Origin of the sequence: Faecalibacterium prausnitzii, from assembly GCF_003324185.1 — a bacterium.
GTDB lineage: Bacteria > Bacillota > Clostridia > Oscillospirales > Ruminococcaceae > Faecalibacterium > Faecalibacterium prausnitzii.
Genome location: NZ_PXUP01000016.1, coordinates 25,351 through 38,505 on the forward strand (window position 1 = coordinate 25,351; position 13,155 = coordinate 38,505).

11 protein-coding genes and 1 tRNA gene are annotated in these 13,155 nt (G+C 58.8%); 10 read left to right on the top strand and 2 right to left on the bottom strand.

The window, feature by feature from the left end; genetic code table 11:
• Window positions 1-227: 227 nt before the first annotated feature.
• From C7J97_RS11060 to C7J97_RS11095, 9 genes are all read left to right on the top strand, one after another.
• Window positions 228-1,589 (top strand): alpha-amylase family glycosyl hydrolase, encoded by a 1,362-nt coding sequence (locus C7J97_RS11060; RefSeq protein ID WP_097778647.1) that lies wholly within the window; start codon window positions 228-230, stop codon window positions 1,587-1,589.
• A 176-nt stretch (window positions 1,590-1,765) separates the two neighbouring features.
• Window positions 1,766-2,284 carry a transcription repressor NadR gene (locus tag C7J97_RS11065; RefSeq protein WP_113621426.1) on the top strand — a complete coding sequence of 173 codons (519 nt, stop codon included), beginning with the start codon at window positions 1,766-1,768 and terminating at the stop codon, window positions 2,282-2,284.
• A gap of 96 nt (window positions 2,285-2,380) precedes the next feature.
• On the top strand, window positions 2,381-2,932 hold the full coding sequence (locus C7J97_RS11070; RefSeq protein WP_097782328.1) for a TetR/AcrR family transcriptional regulator: 552 nt from the start codon (window positions 2,381-2,383) through the stop codon (window positions 2,930-2,932).
• Window positions 2,933-3,217: 285 nt separating this feature from the next.
• Complete coding sequence (locus tag C7J97_RS14880; protein WP_147232769.1) at window positions 3,218-3,313, top strand: twin-arginine translocation signal domain-containing protein; 96 nt, start codon at window positions 3,218-3,220, stop codon at window positions 3,311-3,313.
• A 76-nt stretch (window positions 3,314-3,389) separates the two neighbouring features.
• Complete coding sequence (locus tag C7J97_RS15520; protein WP_278320579.1) at window positions 3,390-3,512, top strand: hypothetical protein; 123 nt, start codon at window positions 3,390-3,392, stop codon at window positions 3,510-3,512.
• A gap of 34 nt (window positions 3,513-3,546) precedes the next feature.
• Window positions 3,547-6,582 carry a putative bifunctional diguanylate cyclase/phosphodiesterase gene (locus tag C7J97_RS11080; RefSeq protein ID WP_113993068.1) on the top strand — a complete coding sequence of 1,012 codons (3,036 nt, stop codon included), beginning with the start codon at window positions 3,547-3,549 and terminating at the stop codon, window positions 6,580-6,582.
• 61 nt (window positions 6,583-6,643) lie between these two features.
• Window positions 6,644-7,582, top strand: a complete 939-nt coding sequence (locus C7J97_RS11085; RefSeq protein ID WP_113993069.1) for a GTP-binding protein — start codon at window positions 6,644-6,646, stop codon at window positions 7,580-7,582.
• Window positions 7,583-7,636: 54 nt separating this feature from the next.
• Window positions 7,637-8,761, top strand: a complete 1,125-nt coding sequence (locus C7J97_RS11090; RefSeq protein WP_113993070.1) for a Gfo/Idh/MocA family protein — start codon at window positions 7,637-7,639, stop codon at window positions 8,759-8,761.
• A complete protein-coding gene (locus C7J97_RS11095; protein ID WP_113993071.1) occupies window positions 8,754-9,779 on the top strand; it encodes a Gfo/Idh/MocA family protein in 1,026 nt (341 codons plus the stop codon). The genes C7J97_RS11090 and C7J97_RS11095 overlap by 8 nt, the downstream gene beginning before the upstream one ends.
• A 171-nt stretch (window positions 9,780-9,950) precedes the next feature.
• On the opposite strand, the gene C7J97_RS11100 is transcribed toward C7J97_RS11095, so the two are convergent.
• On the bottom strand, window positions 9,951-10,973 hold the full coding sequence (locus tag C7J97_RS11100; RefSeq protein WP_113993072.1) for a threonine aldolase family protein: 1,023 nt from the start codon (window positions 10,971-10,973) through the stop codon (window positions 9,951-9,953).
• Between the two features lie 271 nt (window positions 10,974-11,244).
• Between C7J97_RS11100 and C7J97_RS11105 the strand changes: the two genes are divergently transcribed.
• Window positions 11,245-11,331: transfer RNA gene (locus C7J97_RS11105), tRNA-Leu, on the top strand.
• Window positions 11,332-11,387: 56 nt separating this feature from the next.
• Here the strand turns inward: C7J97_RS11105 and C7J97_RS11110 are convergent.
• Window positions 11,388-13,097, bottom strand: coding sequence for a recombinase family protein (locus tag C7J97_RS11110; protein ID WP_113993073.1), 1,710 nt, complete (start codon window positions 13,095-13,097; stop codon window positions 11,388-11,390).
• Between the last annotated feature and the right edge of the window lie 58 nt (window positions 13,098-13,155).

Consider the following 13,155-nt stretch of genomic DNA (forward strand, 5'->3'; position numbering starts at 1 on the left):
AAGATCTCCTTACTTCTCTATGTTGACCGGCGGTGTGCGCCGGTTGATACAAGGCTGTTTGGGCAAACTATCCAAGAAAAACGCTTTTTTACCGGCACAGTGGCCGATAATCTTAGCGAATCTTGACAAAAATCAGCAAAAATACACATATTTGCCAGAGGGTGTGGTATACTGTTGCTACCGCCTTGCGGGCGGTGCAACTTTTTAGAGCAATAGAATGGGAGCGAATGATCATGGCTTGGTATGACGAAGCAGTATTTTATCACATCTATCCGCTGGGGCTGTGCGGCTGTGCGCACGAAAACGACGGCCAGCCCACCCCGGGCGCTTTTGCAAAGCTGGAAGCATGGGCAGCCCACGCGGCAAAGCTGGGCTGTACAGCCATCTACATCGGCCCGCTGTTTGAGAGCGGCTCCCACGGTTATGATACCATCGACTACCGTCTGGTGGACCGCCGCCTTGGCACCAACGAGGAGTTCAAGGCTTTTGTGGCGGCCTGCCACGCCCGCGGGCAGCGGGTCATCGTGGACGGCGTGTTCAACCATGTGGGCCGCGATTTCTTCGCGTTCCAGGACCTGAAAGCAAACCGCGAGAACGCCCGCTATAAGGACTGGTTCTGCGATGTGAACTTCTGGGGCAACAACGAGTATAACGACGGCTTTTCCTACGGCAACTGGGGCGGCTACAACCTGCTGGTCAAGCTGAACCAGCGCAACCCGGAGGTGCAGCAGTACCATTATGATACCGTCCGCTTCTGGGTGGAGCAGTTCGACATCGACGGCATCCGTCTGGACGCAGCGGACGTGCTGGATTTCGACTTCATGCGCGGGCTGCGCCGTCTGGCAAACGAGGTAAAGCCGGAGTTCTGGCTGATGGGCGAGGTCATCCACGGCGATTACAGCCGCTGGGCAAACCCGGAAATGCTGCACTCCGTGACCAACTACGAGCTGCACAAGGGCCTGTGGAGCGGCCACAACGACCACAACTATTTTGAAATCGCCCACACCATGCGCCGTCTGCAGGGGCTGTGCCACGACACCCGGCTGTATCTCTTCTCGGATAACCACGATGTGGAGCGCCTGCCCAACAAGTTGCGCAACCGGGAGCACATCCGGCATATTGCCATTCTGGTGTACAGCCTGTGGGGCATTCCGTCCATCTACTACGGCTCAGAGTTCGGTATCGAGGGCAAAAAGGAGTGGGGCAGCGACTGGCCGCTGCGTCCCTGCTTGGAGCTCAGTGACTACGCCGATGCAGAACGTACAAATCCTGTTACCAGTGTATACAAAGCGCTGGGGAAATGCAAGGCTGAATTGCCGGAAATGACCTACGGCGAGGTAAAGGAATTGCAGCTCACCACCCAGTGCTACGCCTTTGCCCGGGTGCTGGACGGCAAGGCCGTGGTGGCGGTGCTGAACAACGGCGATACCCCCGCACAGCTGGAGTTCCAGCTGCCGGTGGAAACCGCCAAGGTCACCGACCTGCTGGCGGACACCGTGGGTGCGCAGGAGGTGCTGGTCTCCACCGAGTGGAACCGCATGAAGGTGCAGCTGCCCTCCAATTACGCCACCCTGCTGAGATTGGAATAAAGCAACGCCTGCGGCGTGACCGGCGCAAAAGCCTTTACCCTTTGGAGATAGGTTTCCCCCTTCCGGGGGAAGCCTTTGTTCAGAAAGCTGAGATTGGAATAACCTTGCACATTTTGCCGCGTTTTGCTACAATAAGGAGAGAAAAGTCGTTTTACGGAAAGGAAGCCTGACCCCCTATGAATGCAGCACAGCGCAGAGAACGCATCCTGACCCGGCTGAACAGTGCCGGTGCCCCCTTAAGCGCCAGCACGCTGGCGGCCGAGCTGGGGGTGTCGCGGCAGATCGTGGTAGGGGATGTGGCGCTGCTGCGCGCCGGTGGGGCGCAGATCGATGCCACCCCCCGGGGCTACCAGCTGCACCCGGCGGAGAAGGGCTATACCGGCATTCTGGCCTGTGTGCACCGCACGCAGGAGGAGATGCGACGGGAGCTGTACACCGTGGTGGATCAGGGCGGCACGGTGGTGGATGTGGCGGTGGAAAACAGCCTGTACGGCGAGATCCGCGCCACGCTGAACCTGTGCAACCGGTACGACGTGGATAACTTTATCCGTCAGGCAGCCGATGCACCCGAGAGCCTTTTGAGCCGCATGACCGGCGGTGTGCACCTGCACACCCTGCGCTGCCCGGACAAGGACACCTTTGCCCGCATCCGCACGGCTTTGGAGCAGCAGGGGCTTTTGTACCGCAAGGAGTAACGCCGCTCCGCTTATACCCAGTATAAAAAGGGCTGCGGGGCTTGTCTATCCGCAAAACCGGAAAAATGTTGGAAAATCAACAAAAATGCAAAAGAGGTGGGTTTTCTGGATATCCGCATTGAAAAGACCGAGCGCGCCATCAAGCAGGCCTTTATGGAGCTGCGCCGCGAAAAGCCGGTGGAAAAGATCCGTGTCAAGGAGCTGTGCGACCGCGCCTGCATCAATAAATCCACATTCTACGCCCATTATCAGGATATCTATGCGCTGGCCAACGCCATGGAGGACGAGATGGTGCACGCGGTGGTGGAAAGCCTGCCCCGCCTGACCGCCAGCGATGTGAGCGAGCGCACCGAGTGGCTTGCGCGGGAGATGTTCCGCGCCTTCACCGCGCATCAGGCCGAGATCAGCGTGCTCTTCTCCGGCTCCCGGCAGGGGCTGTTCATCAACCGGGTGGAGCAGGCCATGTGCCAGTGCATCGCCCAGACCGACCCCACCTTTGAGACGGACGTAGTGCGCAAGGTGGTGCTTTCCTTCTGCGTGCAGGGGTGCTACTACACCTTTACCACCTACTGCGGCCAGATGGACGAAAAGCGCCTTGTGACCCTGCTGGCCTCCATCGCCCGCGCCGCGCAGCGGATACGCATGTAACGAGACTGGCTTTGCATGCGCGCCGCTGTGCTCTGCGCATCTTCAGAGGAATAATTATTTTTACTTCGGGATAGCGGAGCGTCTGCGGACGCTCCGCTATCCCATTTTTTTATAGGGGATGCGTGCTTTTGGCAGAACCACCAAAAAATAAGACGAAAATTCGTCATCTGCACTTTTTTACCATATTTCTTAAGAAAGAGTTTACACTATGCCGGAAACGGTGGTATTATATAAAATAGTATGGTATGGGGTAAAATGCGCCTGCATACTCCGGGAGGGTATGGGATGAAGAACAAGATCTCGCGCCGCAGCTTTCTGGCGGCGGCTGCGGTCTCGGCAGCGGCACCGAGGCCGAGATCAACGGCGCAGTCACTTTTTTAAAGTGGTTCACCGAGCCGCAGAATAACATCGCTTTCGCGGTGGAGTCGGGCTATCTGCCGGTGACCACCGGGACACGGTGCTGGAACGCATCGCCGCAGGCCAGAGCGCGGAGGCAGCCACGGCAGAGTTTTTGACCGACGACTATTTTGAGGCGTGGTATCAGGCCACCCTTGCGCAGTTACAGCAGTACGAGGGCTGACCGCCCGCAAAAAAGACGGAAAGGAGGCAGGGCGATGTTTGACGCATGGAAACAGCGCCAGCGGCAGCGCTTGGAAAACAGACCGGAAAGAACCGTGTTCTACAATATTTTTGCTACCATGATGCTGGTGCTGGCGGTGGAGCTGCTGATGTCGGCCGCCAGCATCCTTGCCATCAACGTGACCGGGCAGCTGGACGAAAACGCCAAGGATCTGCTTACCATGCGGGTGCGCAACCGCGCCAGCTATGTGCAGGAGATCCTGCGGAACGCGGAGGATCTGGAGCGGCTGAGCGAGCAGATCACCGCCACCACCCAGCAGCTGCTGAAAAGCGGCGATATCTCGCTGGACACGCTGGATAACAGCAGCGAACAGAGCGATGCTTTGCTGGTAGCCCTTGCCCCGCGGCTTCTGGACACCCTGCGCACAAAGCAGGTGACTGGCATCTTTCTCATCCTGAACACCCACGATCTGGACACCTGCGAGGTGGGCAAAAAAATGCCCGGCATCTACCTGCGGGATATGGACCCGGACGCCCGCCCTTCGGAGCGCAACAGCGACCTTTTGCTGGAACGCGCCAGCGCCACAGTGGTAAAAGAGCTGGCCATCGGCACGGATAAGGGCTGGCAGCCCGCTTTCCCCTATCAGGGAGATACCAAGGGTGGCATCCTGCGCACGGTATTTCAGACCGCGTATAAGAGCGATGCCGGCCTTTCGGCGGAAAGCTATGGCCGCTGGACCACCAACTCCTACTGTCTGGCCGGGGACGACCGGCACGCCATTGCCTACTCCATGCCGCTGATCCTGCCGGACGGCACGGTATACGGCGTGGTGGGCGTGGAACTGCTCACGGACTATCTGCAGACAAAGCTGCCCTTCACCGAGCTGGACGAGGACAAGGCAGGCACCTATTTTATCGTGACCACTACCGATGATGCGCTGACGGACGGCGTACTCTCCCTGCGCAAGACCGTGACCTCCGGCGAGGATCTGGTAACGGCAGATGCACCGCTGGGCGTTTTGAACTGCCGCAGCAACGGCAACGGCGGCAACTGGGTGGAGCTGAACGATAAGCGCTATTATATGGTGCTGGAGCCGCTGCAGGTGTATAACCGCAACGCGCCCTTTGCCGCCGAAAAGTGGTTTCTGGCCGGTACCATGGAGCAGTCGGTGCTGCTGGCTTTTTCCAGCCGGGTGCGCGAGGTGCTGCTGACCACCATAGCGATCACGCTGGTGCTGAGCGTTTTGGGCAGCCTGCTGGTCTCGGCACGGCTGGCCAGACCCATCAACCGTTTGTACCGCGAGGTGATAGACGCGCAGGAGAAAAAGACCTTCCCCCGCCTGTCCCGCACCGCCATCCGGGAGGTGGACCGCTTTGCCGAGACCATTACCCAGCTGAACAAGGAGCTGGTGACCAACTCCACCAAGTTTTTGCGCATCATGGATATGGCCAGTGTGGAGATCGGCGGCTACGAGCTGCGCACCGACACCGGCAGCGTGTTTGTGACCGATAATTTCTTCTCCCTGCTGGGCAAGCCCGAGATGCAGGACGAGCCGCTGAGCGTGCGCCGGTTCGAGGAGGTGCTCAAGGGCATCCGGGAAAAGAATCCCTGTGACCACACCGCCGAGGGCGACGAGCTTTTGACCATCCAGCAGCCGGACGGGGTGCGGTACATCATGCTGCGCAGCACCATCGAGGGGCACGCCAAGATCGGCCTTGCTGAGGACGTGACCGCCGCTGTGCTGGAACGGAAGCGCATCGAGCACGAGCGCGATCATGATATCCTGACCGGGCTGTACAACCGGCAGGCCTTCAACCGGGTGTGCACCGAGCTGTTTGCCGCGCCGGAGCGCATGGGCGTGGCGGCGCTGATGATGATGGACTTGGATAACCTCAAGCACATCAACGATACCTACGGCCACGACTGGGGCGACCAGTACATCCGCCGCACCGGTCAGTGCCTGCGGGACAATACCCCCGCCGGGACGGTCTGCGCCCGCCTTTCCGGCGACGAGTTCCTTGTGCTGTTCCACGGCTACCGCAGCCGGGACGCAGTGCGGGAAAAGATCGACCGCCTGACGAAGGCCATGCAGCAGAGCGTGGCGCTGCTGCCCAGCGGCAACGCCTTGCACATCAGCCTTTCCGGCGGCATTGCGTGGTACCCGGACGATGGGCAGGACTGGGAGACCTTAAAAAAATACGCCGACTTTGCCATGTATCAGGTCAAGCATTCGGAGAAGGGCCGGGTGGAGGAGTTCGACATCGGGGTGTACAACCGCGAAGCCTACGCCGAGCGCACCCGCAGGGAGTTCCGGCAGCTGCTCAGCAATGCGCAGGTGTTCTACTGCTTCCAGCCCATCTTCTCGGCGCGCAGCGGCAGGGTAGTCGCCTACGAGGCGCTGATGCGCTCCGACCTGCCCACCCTGCGCTCCCCGGCCACCATCATGAAGCTGGCGCGGGAGCAGGGGGCACTGTACGAGATCGAGCGCCTCACCTTTACCAAGGCGCTGGAGACCTTCGACAGCCTGTGCCGGGCGGGCAGCGTGTCCGGGGATGCCATGCTCTTTGTCAACTCCATCGCCAACACCTGCCTGACGCAGGCGGATGTTGATTATATAGACAGCCGCTGGCATGAGTTGCGCCGCCGCATGGTCATTGAGATCACCGAAGAGGAAGCCATCGACTACGAAGCACTGGAGAAAAAGCGCAATGCACCGGGCTTTTCCGGGATGTTTGCACTGGACGATTACGGCAGCGGCTATTCCAACGAGAATACGCTATTGCAGCTTGCACCCCGGTTCGTCAAGGTGGATATTACCATCATCCGTGGCATTGATACCTCGCCGGACAAGCAGCAGATCCTGCGCAATATGGTGGCTTACGCCCACCCCCGCAGCATGAAGATCGTTGCCGAGGGCGTGGAGACCGCCGCCGAGCTGTGCACGGTCATCGAGCTGGGCGCAGACCTTTTGCAGGGCTATTTCCTGGCGCGCCCGGCCATTGTGCCGGGAGCGATCGCGCCGGAAGCAGCGGGGATCATCCAGGAGTTGCAGCGCCGGAAAAAAGACTGAAATATATGCCCTCCCGGGCGCTGCGGCGCTGGGAGGGTTTTTGCAACGGAGGTAAAAAGATATGGTTCAAGTGGATCTCATCACCGGCTTTTTGGGCGCAGGCAAGACCACCTTTCTGCGCCGCTATGTGCGGTATCTGGTACAGCAGGGGCATAAGGTGTGCATTCTGGAAAACGACTTCGGCGCGGTGAACGTGGACGCCATGCTGGTGCAGGAGGTGCTGGGTCCCGGCTGCGATGTGGAGACCATCAGCGGCGGCTGCGACTGCGACACCCACCAGCGCCGGATGCGCACCAAACTCATCGCCATGGCCATGCGCGGCTTTGACCGGGTGGTGGTGGAGCCCAGCGGCATCTTTGATGTGGACGAGTTTTTCGATATCCTGCGGGACGACCCGCTGGACCGGTGGTATCAGCTGGGCAGCGTCATCGCCATCGTGGACGCCCTTCTGCCGGAAACGCTTTCGCCGCAGGCAGAGTATCTGCTGGCCTCCGAGACCATGAACGCGGGCTGCGTGCTGTTGAGCCGTGCCCAGCTGGCAGCGCCCGCCCAGTGCGCCGCCGCCGCTGCCCACTTGGAGCGTGCACTGGAAGCCGCAAAATCTTCCCGCCGCTTTGCGCCGGGGGAGATCCTTGCCAAGGACTGGGACGCTCTGACCGATGCCGACCTTGCCGCCCTTGCCGCCTGCGGCTACCGGCAGGCCAGCTGCGAAAAGCTGCATTTTGACCAGCACGCGGCCTTTACCTCCCTTTGCTTTCTGGAACTGCACCTCACCCCACAGCAGCTGCAGACCGCCGCACAGCGGCTGTTCGCAGCGCCCGAGTGCGGGCAGGTGCTGCGGGTAAAGGGCTTTGCGCCCGCCCCGGCAGGCGGCTGGCTGGAGCTGAACGCCACCGCCGCCGGCTGCACCCTTGCGCCTATCCCGCAGGGGCAGGAGGTAGTCATCGTCATCGGCGAGGGGCTGGATAAAGCCGCCATTGAAGCAAAATTGAAGGGGTGAAAGGCAGTTTTCCCCCATAACAAAACGCATTGTGGAAAAACAGGAGGGACTATCATGCAGGAAGTACGCGCAGCCGTTATCGGTACAGGGGTCATGGGGCGCAAGTATGCCCAGATGATCGCAGAGGGAAAGGCGGGCGCATTGCGCCTGACCGCCGTGGTCTGCCGCAGCGCCGGGGCGCAGCAGTGGGCAAAGGATACCCTGCCGGATACGGTGCGGGTGTGCCCCAGCGCCGACCAGCTGTACGATTATGCAGAAGAGTTTGACGCCGTGCTGGTGGTCACCCCGCACAAGACCCACCCGGCGCTGGTGATGCAGGCTTTTGCCCACGGCAAGCACGTCTTGTGCGACAAGCCCAGCGCAAACGCGCTGGCACCGGCGCTGGAAATGAACCGCGCCGCCAAGGAAAGCGGCCTTGTTTTTGCCATGATGTTCCATCAGCGCCGCTACAAAAAGTATATGCGGCTTAAAAAATTACTGGATGATGGGGCATTGGGCGAGATCAAGCGGGTGCAGCTGGAAAACAGCCGCTACTTCCGCACATGGATGTACCACCGCTCCGGCAGCTGGCGTTCCAGCTGGGCAGGGGAGGGCGGCGGTGCGCTGCTCAATCAGGGCCAGCACATTCTGGATATCTGGCAGTGGCTGTTCGGGATGCCGACCAGTATTTATGCTGTGATACCCTACGGAAAGTATAACGATTTCATGGTGGACGACGAAGCCACCCTGCTCATGGAGTACCCGCAGCAGCGCACGGCAACCTTTATCCTTTCCACCGGCGAGGGCAGCTACACCGAGCGGTTGGAGATCGTGGGCACCAAGGGCACCGCCCTGCTGGAAGAGGACACCCTCACCCTGCACACCTACACGCCAGACACCGAGACCTACCGCCGTACCGCAGACTGCACCGAGCGCCAGCAGCTCACCGAGACCACCACCACCGAGCAGTTCGCGCCGCAGGCAGAGCCTTACCCGGAGATGCTGGCAAACTTTGCGGACGCCATCCTGCACGGCACGCCCCTGACCGCCCCCGGCGTGGAGGGCGTGCGGGCGCTGGAACTGACCGATGCGGCTTACCTGTCCGCATGGCTGGGGGAAAAGCTCACCCTGCCGCTGGACGCAGACCGGTTTGAACAGGAACTGCAAAAGCATATTCAGGAGGAACAGGCAAATGGATAAGCTGCGGTTTATCGTAGTAGGCTCCGGCTGGCGGTCGCTGTTTTACTGGCGCATCGCGCAGGCGCTGCCGGAACGGTTCGAGCTGTGCGCCATGCTTTGCCGCACCGAGGAAAAGGCCGAAAAAATGCACCGGGAGTACGGCGTGCCGGTAAGCACCTCGGCGGAGCAGTGCATTGCCCTGCACCCGGATTTCGTGGTGGTGGCAGTGAATAAAGCGTCCATCGCCGCCGTCAGCACCGAATGGCTTGCCCGGGGCTTTGCCGTGCTGAGCGAGACCCCGGCGGCGCTGGAGGAGGACGCATTGCGCGCCCTCTGGCAGCTGCACCAGCAGGGCGCAAAGCTGCAGGTTGCAGAACAGTACTGGCTGTACCCCACGCTGGCAAAACGGCTGGCGGCGGTGCACAGCGGCGCGCTGGGCACGCCGCAGTTTGCCCGGCTGTCGGTGGCGCACGGCTACCACGCGGTCAGTCTGGCGCGGCAGTTCCTGAACGCCGGGCAGCAGCCGGTGCGGGTGATCGGACGCAGCTGGACGGAAAAGATCATCGAAACGGATTCCCGCTGGGGTGCGGTGCATAACGGCGCATTGGTGGAAAAGACCTTGCAGCAGCACACGCTGGAATTTGCAGGCGGCGGCACAGCGTTTCTGGATTTTAACGGTGTGCAGTACCACTCCTATCTGCGCAGCACCCACACCAGTGTGCAGGGAGAGCGGGGCGAAGTGTTCGACGACACCCTGCGCTGTCTGGATGCCGCCGGGGAGCCGGTGTGCCGTCAACTGACCCCGCTGCCCGACCCGCTGGCAGCTGCCGCCGCGCAGGCAGGGCTTAACGAGGACGAGACCGCCATCGCCTGTTTTCTGGACAGGATGCAGGGCTATCTTGCCGGCGGGGCAGAGGTGTATCCGCTGGCAGACGCCTTGCAGGACGCCTACCTTGCCCTGCTGATGGAGCGCGCCCTTGCCGTCCCCGGTCAGTCGGTGGAAAGCACCCCGCAGCCGTGGAATACAGAAGAAAAATAAAAAAGGCTCAGAAGCGCCGACAGGTGCTTCTGAGCCTTTTCCGTGAAAACGGGACAGCGGAGCGTCCGCAGACGCTCCGCTGTCCCAAAATTATAAATGCTTTTCCGCTAAAAATGCCCAGAGCAACGCGGAGGGCATTCAAAACGTTATACCCTCAAAAGGAGCGTAGGATCACATCAGGTCGATCAGCGCTTCCACCTCGTCCATGCGGGTAGCCCAGCTGGTGGCGATGCGCACCACGGTGTGGGTGTCGTCGAACTTCTCCCAGAAGCCGAACTTTGCCTTGCCTTCCAGCGCAGCCAGCTGGGCGTTTTCCAGTACAAGGAAGATCTGGTTGGTGGGGGAGTCCATAAAGAAGCGATAGCCCTTTGCCGCAAAACCGGCCTTCAGGCGGTTGGCGGTGGCAATGGCGTTTTTACTGATGGAGAAATACAGGTCATCGGTGAACAGCACGTCAAACTGGATGCCCAGCAGCCGCCCCTTTGCCAGCAGTGCGCCCTGCTGCTTGACCATGGTCATAAAGTGCGCCGGTGCGCCGTGGGGGAACACCACAGCCTCGCCGCACAGCGCACCCACCTTGGTGCCGCCGATGTAGAACACATCGGTCAGCCGGGCAAGGTCGGCCAGCGTCACGTCCGTGCCCTCGGCAGCCAGACCATAGCCCAGCCGTGCACCATCGAGGAACAGCGGCATCTTGTACTCCTGACACACAGCGTGCAGGGCTTCCAGCTCCGCCTTGGTGTACAGGGTGCCGTACTCGGTGGGGTGGGAGATGTATACCATGCCGGGGAACACCATGTGGTCGTGGTTGTCATCGGCGTAGAAGGTGGCCACCAGTGCCCGCAGCTCGGCAGCGTCCAGCTTGCCGTTGTGCTGGGGCAGGGTGATGACCTTGTGGCCGGTGTACTCGATGGCACCTGCCTCGTGCCCGGCTACATGACCGGTGGCAGCAGCCACTACGCCCTGCCACCGCTGCAGCATGGACGCGATGACGATAGCGTTGCTCTGGGTGCCGCCGGAGATGAACTGCACATCGGCCTCCGGGCAGGCGCAGGCGGCGCGGATCTTCTCGCGGGCGCTGGCGCAGTAGGGGTCGGTGCCGTAGCCGGAGACCTTTTCAAAGTTGGTCTCGGTCAGCTTTTGCAGAATGGCGGGATGTGCACCCTCGCAGTAGTCGTTTTCAAAATACAGCATGGCAAAACGCTCCTCTATATAATTGTAAGAAAACAGTACCTCTATTCTACATCGCCGCGAAAACCCTGTCAAACCCAAAACCGTGCACAGCGCACGCAAGGCACCGCAAAAACGCCTGCACAGTAACAGCCGCGCTGTCTGCAAAAAATGCGAAAGTATGATCCTTTCCAAAAAGATGAAAAGTTTTTCAAAAAAATGCTTGACAATTCTGCTGCATCTGGTATAATAACTATCGTTCCCGGCGCCACGGCGCAGGAACACAACAGAATATGCGGATATGGCGGAATTGGCAGACGCGTTAGATTCAGGTTCTAATCGGGGCAACTCGGTGGAGGTTCAAGTCCTCTTATCCGCACCATGACGAATGTTCTTACAGCATTTAGCTGTCAAAGAACATTCGTCATTTTTTATTTGCTAAATAGCGACATCACAAGGGGCGTAGTTCACAACTACGCCTTTTCTTGTATTCACCGACACATCGGGTGTCGGCAAAGGAAGGGCACTTGGAATCTCGATGGTGCCCACGCAGTTGTAGTGAATGCGGAGCCGCTGCTCCCATACACCGTTGACCTTTTCTGCATTGAACACTTCGATTTTTTCCACCAGTTCATTCAGCATCCGGGGTGTCAGCTTTTTTGCTCTGGTGTACTTGCGAACTAGACTGATAAACATATCCGTTGTCATAGTTCGGCTGCTCTGCTTTTCGATTTCGGAGCGGAGCTGTTTGATTTTCTCGGTCAGCTCCTTTTGCTCGTCCTCATATCTCCGGGACATTCTGGAAAAGCGTTCATCAGAGATCTTGCCGGAAACATTGTCCTCATAGATGCGCTCAAAGAGGCCGTCCAGTTCTTCATCACGGGCAAGGAGTGCTTTCAACTCTTTCTCTTTCAGCTTGCGGTCGGCTTCGTCTGCCTGCTGGGAGTGCCCGATAACAGCCTTCAAAAAGTCGTCCTCATAGAGGCTGGCAAACTTGGTCAGCCGCCGAATCTCGCCCAGCACCACTTCTTCCAGAAAGTCTACCCGGATGTAGTGGGTGGATTGGCAGGTGCCACGGTTGCCCTTGTAGTTGGAGCAGTTGAAATACTTGATTTCCGGGTTGCCCTGATTGAAGTGGAAGTGCAGATTGCAGCCGCAGTCTGCGCAGACAAGCAGGCCGGAGAACATATTGTGTTCTCCGTTGCTGGTACGGCGTTTGCGCATCTTTCCACGCTTCTGCTGTACCTGTTCAAACACGGCACGTTCAATAATGGGTTCGTGAACATTTTGGAACACTACCCAATTTTCCGGGTCGTTATGAATCCGCTTCTTATTCTTGTAGGATTTGGAGTAGGTTTTGAAATTCAAAACATCTCCACAATACTCCTGCTGATACAGAAGAAGGGTAATCGTGGAACCATTCCACTTGGTTGCTGGACGAATCTTGCTCCTTCCGGGACGGCCGATGCCTTTCTGAATCCAGTAGGCCTGCGGCGTCAGGATGCCTTCCTTTTCAAACTGGGTGGCAATCTGTTCCGTGCCAAAGCCCTCCAACGTCATATCAAAAATGCGCCGGACAACTTGTGCAGCTTCTTCATCAACGACCCAATGCTTGGGATTGTTCGGGTCCTTGATATACCCATAGGGAGGAAGTCCCATCGGTTCGCCGGAGTTGCCTTTGATTTTATTACTGATACGGCGTTTCTTGCTGATGTCGCGGGCATACCACTCATTGAACAGGTTTCGGATGGGTGCCAGTTCATTTTCTCCCTCGGCCGTGTCGATGTTGTCCGAAACGGCAACAAGTCGGATGTCATGGTCCGGGAAAAATTCTTCTGTCAGCCGTCCGACCTCAATATAGTTTCGGCCCAGACGGGAAAGGTCTTTGACGAACACAGCGGAGGCTTTCCCTTGTTCGAGCTGCTGCATCATTTCAACGAAACCGGGACGGTTCATGGTCACGCCGGAAATGCCATCATCCAGAAAGTGAACCAGATTGGTATAGCCTTTTTCCTTTGCAACTTTGGTGAGCAGCTTCTTTTGGTTGCCGATGCTGTAACTCTCGCCCTCCAAATTATCATCACGGGAAAGACGCTCATAGAGAAAAGCGGTTGCTTCACGGGATTTCTTGTTACTCGACTGTTTCATATTCGCTCCTTTCTTGGGACAGTCGAATAGCAAATTCACTTGTACACCTATATTATAA

What these genes read in the sequence shown, in the direction of transcription:
- C7J97_RS11060 (WP_097778647.1), top strand. Translation starts at nt 228, where the DNA reads ATGATCATGGCTTGGTATGACGAAGCAGTATTTTATCACATCTATCCG.
- C7J97_RS11065 (WP_113621426.1), top strand. Translation starts at nt 1,766, where the DNA reads ATGAATGCAGCACAGCGCAGAGAACGCATCCTGACCCGGCTGAACAGT.
- C7J97_RS14880 (WP_147232769.1), top strand. Translation starts at nt 3,218, where the DNA reads ATGAAGAACAAGATCTCGCGCCGCAGCTTTCTGGCGGCGGCTGCGGTC.
- C7J97_RS11080 (WP_113993068.1), top strand. Translation starts at nt 3,547, where the DNA reads ATGTTTGACGCATGGAAACAGCGCCAGCGGCAGCGCTTGGAAAACAGA.
- C7J97_RS11085 (WP_113993069.1), top strand. Translation starts at nt 6,644, where the DNA reads ATGGTTCAAGTGGATCTCATCACCGGCTTTTTGGGCGCAGGCAAGACC.
- C7J97_RS11090 (WP_113993070.1), top strand. Translation starts at nt 7,637, where the DNA reads ATGCAGGAAGTACGCGCAGCCGTTATCGGTACAGGGGTCATGGGGCGC.
- C7J97_RS11095 (WP_113993071.1), top strand. Translation starts at nt 8,754, where the DNA reads ATGGATAAGCTGCGGTTTATCGTAGTAGGCTCCGGCTGGCGGTCGCTG.
- C7J97_RS11100 (WP_113993072.1), bottom strand. Translation starts at nt 10,973, where the DNA reads ATGCTGTATTTTGAAAACGACTACTGCGAGGGTGCACATCCCGCCATT.
- C7J97_RS11110 (WP_113993073.1), bottom strand. Translation starts at nt 13,097, where the DNA reads ATGAAACAGTCGAGTAACAAGAAATCCCGTGAAGCAACCGCTTTTCTC.